This is a genomic window from Streptomyces sp. NPDC048171 (assembly GCF_043202655.1).
In the GTDB taxonomy this organism is placed as follows: Bacteria; Actinomycetota; Actinomycetes; order Streptomycetales; family Streptomycetaceae; genus Streptomyces.
The window spans coordinates 547,154-561,358 of the sequence record NZ_JBIDAU010000005.1; the positions used below are offsets into that span (position 1 = coordinate 547,154).

Genomic DNA, 14,205 nt, shown 5'->3' on the forward strand with positions numbered 1-14,205 from the left:
TCCGGCGTCGCGCCGGGGGTCCGCCCAGTCGAGCGGATCCCCGGCGCTGTTGCATGTTGTTGCATGTTCTAGGAATTCGGGGGCAAACGGGGAACGTCTTCTCCGCAGTGGGCGTCCATGAGAGCAAGGGCTTTCGGGTAAAGCGGCCGTCAAGGCTGTAACCGCAGGAACACCGCGCGTGCACGTGCATTTGCTCATGCATCAGCACGTGAACGAGGTTATGATCCGGATCAGTTGACCACTGCATCAATGGCCACATCAGCCAGTGCACCACCGGGGAGCGACCTGTGGACCACGACGTGTACGACGTTGACCGCGTGTCCGGCGTGTACAACGGCATGGCCGCCACGCAGCTGCACGACGCAGCCTGGCAGAAGAGCCGGCACAGCAACTCGCAGGGGTCATGCGTGGAGTTCGCGCGGCTGCCCGACGGTGCCGTCGCGGTGCGCAACTCGCGCTTCCCCGACGGGCCCGCGCTCGTCTACACGCGGGCCGAGATCGAGGCCATGCTGCTCGGCGTCAAGGACGGCGAGTTCGACCACCTGGTCACGAGCTGACCCGAGGTGACGCGTGGCGCCCGAGGGTTGACACGCGTAGAACCGCGACGCGTCGAGGCGTCGCGGCGCTTCGTCATCCGTAGGCCGGGTCCGTCCCCTCGCAGGGCCCGGGGAGCCGGAACAGCGCCCAGACGACCTTGCCGTTGAGCGTCCCGGCGAGCGGGTGCCAGCCCCAGCTGTCGCTGAAGGAGTCCACGAGGAAGAGGCCGCGGCCCGACTCGGCCGAGAAGTCGTCGGTCTCGCGGGCCACCGGACTGTCGTGACTGGGGTCGCGCACCGCGCACACCAGCCGCTCGGTCCAGCGCATCAGGTGCAGCCGGACGGGACCGTTGTGCTCGCCGTGCCGGGGGGTGTCCGCCGGCAGCGCGTGCCGAAGGGCGTTGGTGACGAGTTCGGAGACCACCAGGCAGACATCGTCGAAGCGCTCGCCGGCGTCCCAGCCGTCCAGTGTTCTGCGGGTGAATCTCCGGGCCTCGCGCACCGCTTCGAAGCGCGGCGGGAGGGCGCAGGAGGCGGCGTTGGACACGGCCGCGGGGTCGAGTGGCGGAAGGCCCTGCCGTAACGGCTCGAGCATGGTCGATCCATTCGTCCCCATGCGAGGCACTCCCGGGAATTCGCGGTCGTAGCGATGCGGCGCGGTGGTGCGGGACCATGGTTTCGGATGCGTACCGCAGATGCAAGGGCAGATGCACGTGCACGTGACCGAAATGGACCTGCCCGTACCGCTTGTTGGGCAATTTTTCCGTCATTTTCGCCTCCCCTTCATCTCTGGCGACGACCGGTTTCGGATCACCGCCTGCATGATCCTGTGCGTTTCCTTTGGCTCGATTCCGTTTCCGTAACCGGACGAGTACTGCTCGGAGTGTTTTAGTGGCAGACTTCGGCCCCTGAAGACGGTTGGGGAGGCTGGCGAACGTGAGCGCGGGAGAGCCCGGATCGGTGGTGCGGCGCATGCTGCTCGGATCACAACTCAGGCGGCTGCGTGAGACGCGGGGGATCACGCGGGAGGCGGCGGGCTACTCGATCCGCGCCTCCGAGTCGAAGATCAGCCGGATGGAGCTGGGCCGGGTGAGCTTCAAGACGAGGGACGTCGAGGACCTGCTGACGCTGTACGGCATCACGGATGAGCAGGAGCGCACCTCCCTGCTCTCGCTGGCCAAGGAGGCCAACGTCGCGGGCTGGTGGCACAGCTACTCCGACGTGCTGCCCAGCTGGTTCCCCACCTATGTGGGCCTGGAGGGCGCCGCCTCGCTGATCCGGGTGTACGAGGTGCAGTTCGTGCACGGCCTGCTGCAGACCGAGGAATACGCCCGCGCGGTGGTCCGGCGCGGCATGAAGGGCGCCGGCGCGGCGGACGTCGAACGGCGGGTCGCGCTGCGCCTGGAGCGGCAGAAGTACCTCGTCGCGGAGAACGCGCCCGAGTTCCACATCGTCCTGGACGAGGCCGCCCTGCGCCGTCCCTACGGCGACCGCGAGGTGATGCGCGGACAGCTCCAGCACCTGATCGAGATGTCGGAACGCCCCAATGTGCGGCTCCAGATCATGCCGTTCGGCTTCGGCGGACACTCCGGCGAGAGTGGCGCGTTCACGCTCCTCAGCTTCCCCGAGTCCGACCTGTCGGACGTCGTCTACCTGGAGCAGCTCACCAGCGCGCTCTACCTCGACAAGCACGAGGACGTCACCCAGTACGAGACGGCGCTGAAGGAACTCCAGCAGGACAGTCCGGGTCCGGACGAGAGCCGGGACCTTCTCAGAGGGCTTCTTCAACTCTCGTAAAACATAAGTACGATGACGCCCATTCAGGCGGCCCGCTCCGGCTGCGGCAGCTCAGGGGATTGAGGGATCACATGTCGTCGTACTTCACCGACCTCGCCCAGCAGTACATCGACGGCGAGTGGCGCCCGGGGACCGGATCCTGGGACATCATCGACTTCAACCCGTACGACAACGAGAAGCTGGCCTCGGTCACCATAGCCACCGCCGACGAGGTCGACGCCGCCTACCGGGCCGCAGAGCGCGCCCAGAAGCAGTGGGCCGCGACGAACCCGTACGCGCGCCGCGCGGTCTTCGAGAAGGCGCTGCGCCTGGTGGAGGAGCGCGAGGAGGAGATCAGCGAGGCGATCGTCGCCGAGCTGGGCGGCACCCGTCTGAAGGCCGCATTCGAACTGCACCTCGCCAAGGAGTTCCTGCGCGAGGCGGTCCACCTGGCGCTGCGCCCCGAGGGCCGGATCATCCCGTCCCCGGTCGACGGCAAGGAGAACCGCGTCTACCGGGTGCCGGTCGGCGTCGTGGGCGTCATCAGCCCCTTCAACTTCCCCTTCCTGCTCTCGCTGAAGTCGGTCGCCCCGGCCCTTGCCCTGGGCAACGGCGTCGTCCTCAAGCCGCACCAGAACACGCCGATCGTCGGCGGCACCCTGATCGCGAAGCTCTTCGAGGACGCGGGACTGCCCGGCGGCCTGCTCAACGTCGTCGTCACCGACATCGCGGAGATCGGGGACGCCTTCATCGAGCACCCGGTCCCGAAGGTCATCTCCTTCACCGGCTCGGACACGGTCGGCCGCCACGTGGCCACGGTCTGCGCCGCGCACTTCAAGCGCTCGGTCCTCGAACTCGGCGGCAACAGCGCCCTGGTGGTGCTCGACGACGCGGACGTCGACTACGCGGTCGACGCCGCCGTCTTCAGCCGGTACGTGCACCAGGGCCAGGTCTGCATGGCGGCCAACCGCGTGCTGGTCGACCGCGCCGTGGCCGACGAGTTCACCGAGAAGTTCGTCGCCAAGGTGCGCACGCTCAAGACCGGCGACCCGCGCGACCCGTCGACCGTCATCGGCCCGGTGATCAACTCCTCCCAGGCGGACGCGGTCTCCGGCGTGGTCGAGCAGGCGCTCGCCGAGGGGGCCACCGCCCTGGTGCACGGCACGGTCACGGACAACCTGGTCGAGCCGTCGGTCCTGACCGGCCTGCCCGCCGAATCACCGCTGCTGCGGCAGGAGGTCTTCGGCCCGGTCGCCTTCCTCGTCCCCTTCGACGGCGAGGAGGAGGCCGTACGCCTGGTCAACGACACCCCCTACGGACTGAGCGGCGCCGTGCACACGGCGGACGTCGAGCGGGGCGTGAACTTCGCCAAGCGGATCGACACCGGCATGTTCCACGTGAACGACGGCACCGTGCACGACGAGCCGATCGTGCCCTTCGGCGGCGAGAAGCACTCGGGCCTCGGCCGCCTCAACGGCGACACGATGCTGGACGCCTTCACCACCCAGAAGTGGATCTCGGTGCAGCACGGCCGCAGCGGGTTCCCGTTCTGACGTTCCCGGTGGCCGGGCCCTAATCTGGACCCCATGTCAGCGATCCGTCTCCTCGTGCTGGGCGCCGTGCGTCAGCACGGGCGGGCCCACGGCTACCAGGTGCGCAACGACCTGGAGTTCTGGGGCGCGCACGAGTGGTCCAACGCCAAGCCCGGCTCGATCTACCACGCCCTGAAGCAGATGGCGAAGCAGGGGCTGCTGCTCGCGCACGAGGTCGCGCCGTCCACGGCGGGCGGGCCGCCGCGCGTGGAGTACGAGGTCACCGAGCAGGGCACCGAGGAGTACCTCACCCTGCTGCGGGAGTACCTCACCGCCTACGACCAGCGGCCGGACGTGCTCACCGCGGCGCTCGGCTTCATGGTCGACCTCCCACGCGAGGAGGCCCTCGCGCTGCTGGAGGAACGGGTGCGGAGGATCGAGGAGTGGCGGGGCGCCGTCACCGAGTACTACACGCCCGAGGAGGGCCCGGGGCAGCTCGGGCACATCGGCGAGATCATGAACTTCTGGGTCCACTCGGCCGACACCGGTGCCGAGTGGACCCGGGGGCTCATCGACCGCGTCCGGGGCGGCGCGTACACCTTCGCCGGCGAGGGGGAGCCGTTCGTCGGGGTGCTGGCGGAGGGCGAGGAGAACCCGTTCGCGGCGGGGCGGCCGCCCCGCGGAGACGGCGACGACGCCCACTAATCAAGTTTGACCAGCCTTGCGCGGCGCGTTACCTTGGCGGAGTAGTCAAATTTGGCTAGCGAGGGGAGTGGCAGTGGCCGACGCGGCGATCACCGTCGAAGGGGCACGCAAGAAGTACGGCAGGAAGGACGCGCTGGACGGACTCGACCTCACCGTCACGCGTGGCACGGTGCACGGCGTGCTGGGCCCGAACGGCGCGGGCAAGACGACGCTGGTCCGCATCCTGTCCACCCTGCTGCGGCCCGACGCGGGCCGGATCGAGGTGGCGGGGCACGACGTCGCCACCCAGGCGTACGCCGTACGGCTGCGCATCGGCCTGCTCGGCCAGCACGCCGCCCTCGACGAGGAACTGGGCGGCCGGCAGAACCTGGAGATGTTCGGCCGCCTCCACCACCTGGGCGCCCGGCGGGCACGCGCGCGTGCCGGTGAACTGCTCGCGCGCTTCGAGCTGACCGACACCGGACGCAAGCCCGTCAGCGCCTACAGCGGCGGCATGCGGCGCCGCCTGGACCTCGCCGCGTCCCTGATCACCGAGCCGGAGGTGCTCTTCCTGGACGAGCCGACCACCGGACTCGACCCGCGCGGCCGGGCCGAGGTCTGGGACTCGGTCCGCTCGCTGGTCGGCGGCGGTACGACGGTCCTGCTGACCACCCAGTACCTGGAGGAGGCCGACCAGCTCGCCGACCGCATCTCCGTCGTCGACGCCGGCCGGGTCGTCGCCGACGGCACGGCCGACGAACTGAAGGCCGCCATCGGCGGCGACCGCGTCGACGTCGTCCTGCGCGACGCCGGCCAACTGGGCGCCGCCGTCGCCCTGCTGCCCCTCACCGGCGTCCGCGTCGACCCCGACCGCCGCCTGCTCAGCGCCCCGGTCACCGACCGCATGACGGCCCTCTCCGGCGTCGTACGGGCGCTGGAGGAGGCCGGTCTGGAGGCCGAGGACGTGGCGCTGCGCCGCCCCACCCTGGACGAGGTGTTCCTGCACCTGACCGACCGCACCAAGGAGGCCGTGTGAGCACGAGCACCGTCCCGCACCCGAACCCCATGACCTACGCCCTGACCGACTCATGGACCATGACCCGCCGGGAGCTGGCCCGCTGGGCACGGCAGCCGGTGGCCATGGTCGTCAACCTGGTCTTCCCGGTCATGCTCCTGCTGATGTTCGGCTACCTGGTCGGCGGCGGCCGGGGCGTGACCGGCGAGTACGTCGACTACCTGGTCCCCGGGATGCTGGCGCTCACCATGGCGTTCGGCCTGGAGGGCACCATGATCGCCGTCACCCAGGACCTCAACAAGGGCGTCGTCGACCGTTTCCGCTCCCTGCCGATGGCCAACGGCGCGGTCCCGGTGGGCCGTTCCGCCGCCGACATGCTCCAGTCGGCCCTCGGACTCACGGTCCTGATCGTGGTCGGCCACGCGCTCGGCTGGCGGACCCACGGTGGCCCCGCCGCCTTCCTGGGCGCCGTCGGCCTGCTCCTGCTCTTCCGCTTCGCCATGCTGTGGATAGGCATCTTCCTGGCCCTGGTGGCCGGCAAGCCGGAGCTGGTGCAGGCGGTGCAGATCCTCGTCTGGCCGGTCGGCTTCCTCTCCAACGCCTTCGCCACGCCCGACTCCATGCCCGGCTGGCTGGGCACCGTCGTCCAGTGGAACCCCATGTCCCAGACCGCCACCGCCGTACGCGACCTGTTCGGGGGCCCCGGCGGTGAGTCCGGCCACGTGTGGGCGGCGATCGCCTGGCCGCTCGCCCTGCTCGTGGTGTTCTTCCCGCTGGCGGTGCGGAGGTTCGCGCGGCTCAGCCGGTGAACGACAGCCCCTAGTGGTGGAAGCCGGTGGCCGCCCCCTTGTCCCGGTCCAGGGGATGCGGCTGCCGGCGCAGTTCCGGCAGGAGCCGCTCCAGGTCGTCCAGGAGCAGGTCCGCCATGTCGGCCGAGAAGCCGTTGCGGCACACCACCCGCAGCACGGACAGGTCCTCGCGGTGCGGCGGGAAGGTGTACGCCGGCACCAGCCAGCCGCCCTCCCGCAGCCGCCGGGACACGTCGAAGACGTCGTAGGCCGTCACGTCGTCGGCGGTCGTGAAGGCGAAGACCGGCAACTGGTCGCCGCGGGTCAGCAGCCGGAAGTCGCCGAGCGCCTCGATCCGTTCGGCGAGTCCGCGGGCGGTGTCCCGCGCGGTCTGCTGCACCGCCTGGTAACCCTCCCGGCCCAGCCGCAGGAACGTGTAGTACTGCGCCACCACCTGCGCGCCGGGCCGGGAGAAGTTCAGCGCGAACGTCGGCATGTCGCCGCCCAGGTAGTTGACCCGGAAGACCAGCTCCTCGGGGAGCGCGGCCGAGTCCCGCCACAGCGCCCAGCCGACGCCCGGGTAGACCAGCCCGTACTTGTGCCCCGAGGTGTTGATCGAGGCGACCCTCGGCAGCCGGAAGTCCCACACCAGGTCCTCGTCCAGGAAGGGCGCGACCATGGCGCCGGACGCGCCGTCGACGTGCACCGGGACATCGAGGCCGGTCCGCTCCTGGAGGGCGTCCAGGGCCGCGCACAGGTCGGCGATCGGCTCGTAGGAACCGTCGAAGGTGGAGCCGAGGATGCCGACGGCCCCGATCGTGTTCTCGTCGCACAGCTCGGCGGCGGCCTGCGGGTCCAGGTGGAAGCGGTCGCCCTCCATCGGGACCTGCCGGGCCTCCACCTCCCAGAAGTTGCAGAACTTGTCCCAGCAGACCTGGACGTTCACGCCCATCACCAGATTGGGCCGCACGTCCTTCGCGGGATACCGGTCGGCGTTGCGCAGCGCCCAGCGCCGCTTCAGCGCCATCCCGGCCAGCATGCACGCCTCGCTCGACCCGGTCGTCGAGCAGCCCACGGTCGCCGACGGGTCGGGGGCGTGCCACAGGTCGGCGAGCATCGCCACGCAGCGCCGCTCCAGCTCGGCGGTGCGCGGGTACTCGTCCTTGTCGATCATGTTCTTGTCCCGGCACTCGCTCATCAGCACCCCGGCCTGCGGCTCCATCCAGGTGGTGACGAAGGTGGCCAGGTTCAGCCGGGCGTTGCCGTCCAGCATCAGCTCGTCGTGGACCAGCCGGTACGCGCTCTCCGGCGGCAGCGGGGACTGCGGCAGCCGGTGGGAGGGCGGGGCCTCGGTCATGCCGCCGAGCGGGTTCGCCGCCGCGTGGAACGGGTTCACGGCCAGCCGGCGCCGGTCGCGATCGTCGCCGTGGCGAGGGCGGGGACCCTTGTGCAGTGACATGCAACCGACGGTAGGCCGGGACCCGGAGCCCCGCACCCGGGGCGGTACCGGCACGCGGTGGCTTGCACCTCACGTCACGTGAGGCGGCAGCGTGGACGGCGCCAGAGAGGGGAGCGGAAGTGAGCTACTCCGTGGGACAGGTCGCGGGCTTCGCCGCGGTGACGGTGCGCACCCTGCACCACTACGACGACATCGGCCTGCTCGTACCCGGCGGGCGCAGCCACGCGGGCCACCGGCGGTACAGCGACGCCGACCTCGACCGGCTGCAGCAGATCCTGTTCTACCGAGAGCTCGGCTTCCCGCTCGACGAGGTCGCCGCCCTGCTCGACGACCCGGCCGCGGACCCGCGCGCGCACCTGCGCCGCCAGCACGAGCTGCTGACCGCCCGGATCGAGAAGCTCGAGAAGATGGCGGCGGCCGTGGAGCAGGCCATGGAGGCACGCAGCATGGGAATCAACCTCACACCGGAGGAGAAGTTCGAGGTCTTCGGCGACTTCGACCCCGACCAGTACGAGGAGGAGGTCCAGGAGCGCTGGGGCGACACCGACGCCTACCGCCAGTCGAAGGAGAAGACCGCCTCGTACACCAAGGAGGACTGGCAGCGCCTCCAGGACGAGGCCGACGAGCTCACCCGGCGCTTCGTCGCCCTGATGGACGCCGGTGAGCCCGCCGGCTCCGAGGCGGCCATGGACGTGGCCGAGGACCACCGGCGGGGGATCGCCCGCAACCACTACGACTGCGGGTACGAGATGCACACCTGCCTGGGCGAGATGTACGTCTCGGACGAGCGTTTCACGCGGAACATCGACGCCGCCAAGCCGGGCCTCGCCGCCTACATGCGCGAGGCGATCCTCGCCAACGCGGTCCGGCACACCCCCTGAGCGGTGTCCGTGGCCCGGGTCTCACTCCCGGGCCACGACCACCGCCGTCCCGTACGCGCACACCTCGGTGCCGACGTCCGCGGCCGTCGTCACGTCGAAGCGGAACGCCAGCACCGCGTTGGCCCCCCGCGTGCGTGCCTGTTCGACCAGCCGCTCCATCGCCTCGTTGCGGGTCTCGACCAGCGTCTTGGTGAGCCCGCGCAGCTCACCGCCGACCATCGACTTCAGCCCGGCCCCGATCTGGCTCCCCAGGTGCCGCGAGCGCACGGTCAGCCCGAAGACCTCGCCGAGCACCTCCTGGACCCGGTGGCCCGGCACGTCGTTCGTGGTCACCACGAGCACATCGGACTGCGGACTCTGCCCACCGCCGTATTCTTCAATACCCATGGTTCCCAGGCTTCCCCGGGAAGGGCACAGTGCACCCCGAGGACCCCGGTGGAACCTGGGACACCGCGGCTGCGTTATACGTTTGGGCAGCCAGGTCCAGCCCGCCTCCCCCCCCAGCAGCAGGAGCCACATCCCGTGACCACCCTTGCGCTCGGCCCCGAGTGGCTCAGCCCGGACTACCTGATCGAGACGTTCGCTCTGCCGGGCATCCTGCTGATCGTCTTCGCCGAGTCCGGACTCTTCGCGTTCCTGCCCGGCGACTCGCTGCTGTTCACCGCGGGTCTCTTCGTCGCGCAGGGCGAGTACATCAGCCAGCCGCTGTGGCTGGTGTGCGTCCTGATCGTGCTGGCCGCCGTCATCGGCGACCAGGTCGGCTACATGATCGGCAAGTTTCTCGGACCCAAGCTCTTCAACCGGCCCAACTCCAAGCTCTTCAAACAGGAGAACCTGGAGAAGGCGCACGAGTTCATGGAGAAGTACGGCCCCAAGGCGATCGTCCTGGCCCGCTTCGTGCCGATCGTGCGCACCTTCGCGCCCATCGTGGCGGGCGCCGGCCGCATGAAGTACCGCACGTTCCTCACGTACAACGTCATCGGTGGCGTGGCCTGGGGCACCGGCGTCACCCTCGCGGGCTACTGGCTGGGCCAGATCGAGTTCATCCGCACCAACGTCGAACCGATCCTCGTCCTGATCGTCGTCGTCTCGGTCGTCCCGATCGCCATCGAGTACCTGCGCGAACGCAAGAAGAAGAAGCGCGCGGCCGCCGCCGCCCCGGCGGCACCCCACCAGCAGCACCAGCAGCCGCAGTACCCGGTGATGGACGACGCCACGACCCAGCTCCGCCGCGTGGACCCGTACCAGCAGCAGCCTCAGCAGCCCCAGCAGCCTCAGCAGTACCAGCAGGCCCAGCAGCCCCAGCGGTACCAGCAGCCCCAGCAGCCGTACGCCCAGCAGTACCCGCAGAACTACAACGACCAGTACCCGTACAACCAGGGCCGCTGAACCCACCCGGGCCGCGGGGCCGTACCGATGTGCGGCTCCGCCGCGTGGGTGCCCGCGTCAGAACCCGCGCGTCCGCTTGGCCGCCCGGCGTCCCGCGGCACTCGCCGCTCCGGGCACCCGCAGGAACAACCGCGAGATCTCGCCACCGAGGTTCACCCCGATGGCGATGGCCATGGCGAGGGCCACCGCCGTCGACAGGTACACCAGCCCTTGGTCGACCTCGCTCTGCGCGATCCCCAGCAGCCCGAAGTACGTCGCCGAACCGGGCAGCAGCGGCCCGATCGCCGCGGTCGTGTACGGCAGCGCCGACGCGAACCGGTAGCGGGACATCAGCTGCCCGAACAGACCCACCAGGCCCGCCGCCGCGGCCGTCGAGGCCACCGGCGAGATGTCGCCGACGACGTGCATGGCGCCGTACACGCTCCAGGCGACACCACCGTTCAGTGTCACCGCCAGCACGGTGGATCGTTCCTGCTGGAGCAGGATCGCGAAGGCGAGCGACAGCATCATCGCCGCGCCGATCTGCACGATCGGATCGTCGCCGGTGCCCAGCTGGGCGTCCGGATTGAGTTCGGCGCCCAGCTGGACGCCGAAGTACAGCACCACCAGCACCCCGGCGACGATGCTGACGAAGAAGTACATGACCTCCAGCAGGCGCGCCGCGGCGGTGATGTAGAAGCCGGTCAGACCGTCCTGCACCCCGGCGACCAGCGCCCGCCCGGGCAGCAGCGCGAAGAGGCCACCGGTGATGACCGCCGACGCCTTCACGTCGACGTGGATCAGGGTGAGCATGATCCCCATCGCGGCCGGCGGCATCGCGGCGACCGCGAACTGGTAGAACTCCGGCAGCCCGCGCCCTGCGCACAGCCAGGCCAGCCGGTCGCCGAGCATGGAACCCAGCATGGCGGCGACGAACACGGTCAGACCACCGCCGACGAGCACCGACGCCGAGCCCGCGAGCAGGCCGCTGGCCGTGGTCAGCACCCAGGTCGGGTACGGGTGCCGGTTGCGCCGGATCTCCGCGAGGCGCCGGTAGGCCTCCTCCAGGGAGATGTGCGTCTCCGGGTCGCTGAGGTCGTCCACCAGCTGGAACACGGCCGCGAGCCGGGTGTAGTCGGTGCCGCGGCGGCGGACCGTCCGCGACGCCGTCACCGGGTCCTCGACCAGGGACGGCTGGTACGAGATCGACAGCAGGGTGAAGGTGACGTTCGGCTCGCAGCGGTCCAGGCCGTAGGACCGGCAGACGGCGAACATCGCCGCCTCCACGTCCTCGGCGCCCTCACCGCCCGCCAGCAGCAGCTCCCCGATACGCAGCGTCAGGTCCAGCACGCGCGGCACCGCGGGGCCGGTCTCGTCGTCGTGCTTCTGCGACGGCTCGGGCGCCGGCCGCTCGGCCACGGGCATGCGCAGCATGGCCCGCATCCGGTCCTGCCAGGGCACGTCCGCCAGGTTCACCGCGGGGAAGCCGCTCGCCGGGGTGAAGGCGGCCGGGGCGGTCCAGGCGCTGTGCGTGCTCGGCATGGTGAACGCCGAGCCCTCGCTGTCCACGGGCGCGCCCGACGGCGCCTCCAGCCCGTCGGGCAGGGAGAACTCGGAGGTGGTCTCGGACTCCGTCCCGGTGTGCCGCGGGACGGCCAGCCCTTGTGGAATCTCGAACTCGGACGTCGTCGACGACTCGCCGTCGATCGACGCAGTGATCCCGCCCGGCTGCCGGAAGGCGCTGTGGGCCTCGTCCGACTGCGGCTTGCGGTCCTCCGCCTCCGTCACTTGTGCAACGCTCCCTGGTACGAACACACCCTCCTGTTGACCTCAGTATGCGCACCCAAACGCGAACGGGCCGCACGCGGGTGGCGTGCGGCCCATTGCGGAAGAGTGGCTGCTCAGTGGCCGCCCTGCTCCTTGAAGCGCTTGTAGGACCGCTCGATCTCGATCTCCGCGTCGGTGCGTCCCACCCAGTTGGCGCCCTCGACGGACTTGCCGGGCTCCAGGTCCTTGTAGACCTCGAAGAAGTGCTGGATCTCCAGGCGGTCGAACTCCGACACGTGGTGGATGTCCCGCAGGTGCTCCACGCGCGGGTCGGTCGACGGCACGCACAGCAGCTTGTCGTCGCCGCCGGCCTCGTCCGTCATCCGGAACATGCCGATCGCGCGGCAGCGGATGAGGCAGCCCGGGAAGGTCGGCTCGTCCAGGATGACCAGCGCGTCCAGCGGGTCGCCGTCCTCGCCGAGGGTGTTCTCCACGAAGCCGTAGTCGGTCGGGTAGGCGGTCGAGGTGAAGAGGCGGCGGTCCAGGCGGATACGACCGGTCTCGTGGTCCACCTCGTACTTGTTCCGCGAACCCTTCGGGATCTCGATCGTGACGTCGAACTCCACCGGACGCTCCTCCATGATCAGTACATAGTTCTGGTGGTTAAGTGTCCCTCACGCCGGTGTGTGATCGCGAAAGGGGCTGGTGATGGTGCCAGAGCTGAGGCCTTGGCGGTCCGCGAGGCCGCATCTGGTGCGGGCCGCGGGTGCCGTACGACCCCGTCTGGCGCGCCTCGGCCGGGCCGCCGGACCGCGGATCGCGCGGTTCACGCGGGCCACGGGACCGCGGCTCGCCCGGATCACGAGGCCGAAGACCTGGCAGTACACCGCCGGTGCCGCCACCGCCGGGCTGGCTCTCGCCGCCGGTGTGGTGACCGCCGCCGGCCCCTGGGACTCCACGGGTCAGCGTACGGCCGAGCGGGACCGGGCCGTCGCACTGGAGCACACGGGTGGCGCAGATCACGATCGCGGGTCCGGCGGCTCCGGCACCGCGGCCGGGACGCCCCGTCCCGCGCCCAGCGCCGGGGCCGTGCTGGCCGGCCTCGGCGGCACCACCGCCCCGGGCGGCGTCAAGGCGGCCCCGGCCGGCGAGGCCCTCGCGGAGCTCCTCGAGCCGCTCCTCGACGACCCGGCGCTCGGCACCGACCGCGCCGCGTCGGTCGTCGACCTCACCAACGGCAAGCGCCTGTACGGTCTCGGCGGCGACGAGCCCCTCACGCCCGCCTCCACCACCAAGATCGCCACCGCGGTCGCCGCGCTCACCGCACTCGGCCCCGACCACCGCCTCACCACCCGCACCGCCATGGAGGCCGACACCGGCGAGCTCGTCCTGGTCGGCGGCGGCGACCCCACGCTCACCGCGCGTGCGGACGCCAAGGGCCTCGCGAGCCTGCGCACCCTGGCCGAGAAGACCGCCGCCGCCCTGAAGAAGCGGGACCTGCGCAAGGTGACGCTGTCGTACGACACGACGCTCTACGCCGGTGACGAAATGCACCCGATCGGGGTCAACGAGAACCTCGCCCGCGTCACCGCTCTGATGGCCGACGAGGCCCGGACGGACGACTCCACCAGCGGACCCGCCGAGCGCGAGGCCGACCCGGCCGCCCACGCGGCCCGCGCCTTCGCCGGCTTCCTGAAGCAGCACGGCATCACCGCGTCGGCCCCCGGCCCGTCCAAGGCCACCGACCGCGCCGACACCCTCGCCAAGGTGTCCTCGCCGCCGCTGTCCGCCCTGGTCGAGCGGATGCTGACGAACAGCGACAACGACCTCGCCGAGGCCCTGGCCCGCCACACCGCCCTGGCCGGCGGCAGGCCCGCCGACTTCGACGGGGCGTCCGCCGCCATGAAGGACCGGCTGAAGCGGCTCGGCCTGCCGGTGGACGGCGCCGCGCTCCGCGACGGCAGCGGCCTGGACCGCACCGACCTGGTCAGCGCCGACCTGCTCACCGCCCTGCTGGCCGAGGCGGCCGACCCGGCCCGCCCCCAGCTCCGCCCGGTCCTCACCGGCCTCCCCGTGGCCGGCTTCACCGGCACCCTGACCAGTCGTTACTCGGACGGCGCAGCGGGCGTCGTCCGCGCCAAGACGGGCACGCTGACCGGCGTGAACACCCTCGCAGGAACCGTCGTCACCGCCGACGGCCGCCTGCTGGGCTTCGCCTTCATGGCGCACGGGACGTCCGACCCCGCGGCGGCCCAGTCGGCCATGGACCGGGCGGCGACCGGCCTGGCGTCCTGCGGCTGCGGGTGACCGGCCTCCGCCGGGCTCCCGCTCCGGACCGCGCGCACGGCCCCACCCCTGCGCCCCGCACGGCCTGCCCCCAACGGCGGCGCTCCCGTACC

General features: G+C 70.9%; 14 protein-coding genes. 9 read left to right on the top strand and 5 right to left on the bottom strand.

Annotation, left to right across the window (positions count from 1 at the left end; translation table 11 throughout):
* Positions 1–287: 287 nt before the first annotated feature.
* Positions 288–557: a DUF397 domain-containing protein gene (locus ACGF3J_RS17090; protein ID WP_122616831.1), complete on the top strand. Its 270-nt coding sequence runs from the start codon at positions 288–290 to the stop codon at positions 555–557.
* Positions 558–630: 73 nt separating this feature from the next.
* Here the strand turns inward: ACGF3J_RS17090 and ACGF3J_RS17095 are convergent, their stop codons facing one another.
* Positions 631–1,131, bottom strand: a complete 501-nt coding sequence (locus tag ACGF3J_RS17095) for an ATP-binding protein (RefSeq protein WP_237552368.1) — start codon at positions 1,129–1,131, stop codon at positions 631–633.
* Positions 1,132–1,508: 377 nt separating this feature from the next.
* On the opposite strand from ACGF3J_RS17095, the gene ACGF3J_RS17100 reads away from it, so the two are divergent.
* From ACGF3J_RS17100 to ACGF3J_RS17120, 5 genes are all read left to right on the top strand, one after another.
* Positions 1,509–2,333: a helix-turn-helix transcriptional regulator gene (locus ACGF3J_RS17100; RefSeq protein ID WP_161327261.1), complete on the top strand. Its 825-nt coding sequence runs from the start codon at positions 1,509–1,511 to the stop codon at positions 2,331–2,333.
* Between the two features lie 71 nt (positions 2,334–2,404).
* Positions 2,405–3,865 (top strand): aldehyde dehydrogenase family protein, encoded by a 1,461-nt coding sequence (locus tag ACGF3J_RS17105; RefSeq protein ID WP_161327252.1) that lies wholly within the window; start codon positions 2,405–2,407, stop codon positions 3,863–3,865.
* A 33-nt stretch (positions 3,866–3,898) separates the two neighbouring features.
* Complete coding sequence (locus ACGF3J_RS17110; protein WP_161327250.1) at positions 3,899–4,549, top strand: PadR family transcriptional regulator; 651 nt, start codon at positions 3,899–3,901, stop codon at positions 4,547–4,549.
* A gap of 73 nt (positions 4,550–4,622) precedes the next feature.
* Positions 4,623–5,564 carry an ATP-binding cassette domain-containing protein gene (locus ACGF3J_RS17115; protein WP_161327248.1) on the top strand — a complete coding sequence of 314 codons (942 nt, stop codon included), beginning with the start codon at positions 4,623–4,625 and terminating at the stop codon, positions 5,562–5,564.
* Between the two features lie 29 nt (positions 5,565–5,593).
* Complete coding sequence (locus tag ACGF3J_RS17120; protein ID WP_393854255.1) at positions 5,594–6,352, top strand: ABC transporter permease; 759 nt, start codon at positions 5,594–5,596, stop codon at positions 6,350–6,352.
* A 10-nt stretch (positions 6,353–6,362) separates the two neighbouring features.
* Here the strand turns inward: ACGF3J_RS17120 and ACGF3J_RS17125 are convergent, their stop codons facing one another.
* Positions 6,363–7,790, bottom strand: coding sequence for a glutamate decarboxylase (locus ACGF3J_RS17125; protein WP_161326141.1), 1,428 nt, complete (start codon positions 7,788–7,790; stop codon positions 6,363–6,365).
* A 119-nt stretch (positions 7,791–7,909) separates the two neighbouring features.
* Between ACGF3J_RS17125 and ACGF3J_RS17130 the strand changes: the two genes are divergently transcribed.
* A complete protein-coding gene (locus tag ACGF3J_RS17130; protein WP_161326142.1) occupies positions 7,910–8,671 on the top strand; it encodes a MerR family transcriptional regulator in 762 nt (253 codons plus the stop codon).
* A 21-nt stretch (positions 8,672–8,692) separates the two neighbouring features.
* Here ACGF3J_RS17130 and ACGF3J_RS17135 read toward each other — a convergent pair whose 3' ends face one another.
* Positions 8,693–9,058 (bottom strand): YbjQ family protein, encoded by a 366-nt coding sequence (locus ACGF3J_RS17135; protein WP_064729093.1) that lies wholly within the window; start codon positions 9,056–9,058, stop codon positions 8,693–8,695.
* 135 nt (positions 9,059–9,193) lie between these two features.
* Between ACGF3J_RS17135 and ACGF3J_RS17140 the strand changes: the two genes are divergently transcribed.
* A complete protein-coding gene (locus ACGF3J_RS17140) occupies positions 9,194–10,060 on the top strand; it encodes a VTT domain-containing protein (protein WP_161326143.1) in 867 nt (288 codons plus the stop codon).
* A gap of 57 nt (positions 10,061–10,117) precedes the next feature.
* Here the strand turns inward: ACGF3J_RS17140 and ACGF3J_RS17145 are convergent, their stop codons facing one another.
* Positions 10,118–11,827 (bottom strand): threonine/serine exporter family protein, encoded by a 1,710-nt coding sequence (locus tag ACGF3J_RS17145; RefSeq protein ID WP_161326144.1) that lies wholly within the window; start codon positions 11,825–11,827, stop codon positions 10,118–10,120.
* Positions 11,828–11,940: 113 nt separating this feature from the next.
* Entirely contained in the window at positions 11,941–12,432 is a 492-nt protein-coding gene (locus tag ACGF3J_RS17150) for an inorganic diphosphatase (RefSeq protein ID WP_064731883.1), read from the bottom strand.
* A gap of 82 nt (positions 12,433–12,514) precedes the next feature.
* Between ACGF3J_RS17150 and dacB the strand changes: the two genes are divergently transcribed.
* Complete coding sequence (dacB, locus tag ACGF3J_RS17155) at positions 12,515–14,113, top strand: D-alanyl-D-alanine carboxypeptidase/D-alanyl-D-alanine-endopeptidase (protein ID WP_202557423.1); 1,599 nt, start codon at positions 12,515–12,517, stop codon at positions 14,111–14,113.
* Positions 14,114–14,205 lie beyond the last annotated feature (92 nt).

Coding starts and splice junctions, on each gene's coding strand:
- ACGF3J_RS17105 (WP_161327252.1), top strand. CDS start 2,405: ATGTCGTCGTACTTCACCGACCTCGCCCAGCAGTACATCGACGGCGAG.
- ACGF3J_RS17110 (WP_161327250.1), top strand. CDS start 3,899: ATGTCAGCGATCCGTCTCCTCGTGCTGGGCGCCGTGCGTCAGCACGGG.
- ACGF3J_RS17120 (WP_393854255.1), top strand. CDS start 5,594: ATGACCTACGCCCTGACCGACTCATGGACCATGACCCGCCGGGAGCTG.
- ACGF3J_RS17095 (WP_237552368.1), bottom strand. CDS start 1,131: ATGCTCGAGCCGTTACGGCAGGGCCTTCCGCCACTCGACCCCGCGGCC.
- ACGF3J_RS17100 (WP_161327261.1), top strand. CDS start 1,509: ATGCTGCTCGGATCACAACTCAGGCGGCTGCGTGAGACGCGGGGGATC.
- ACGF3J_RS17135 (WP_064729093.1), bottom strand. CDS start 9,058: ATGGGTATTGAAGAATACGGCGGTGGGCAGAGTCCGCAGTCCGATGTG.
- ACGF3J_RS17125 (WP_161326141.1), bottom strand. CDS start 7,790: ATGTCACTGCACAAGGGTCCCCGCCCTCGCCACGGCGACGATCGCGAC.
- dacB (WP_202557423.1), top strand. CDS start 12,515: ATGGTGCCAGAGCTGAGGCCTTGGCGGTCCGCGAGGCCGCATCTGGTG.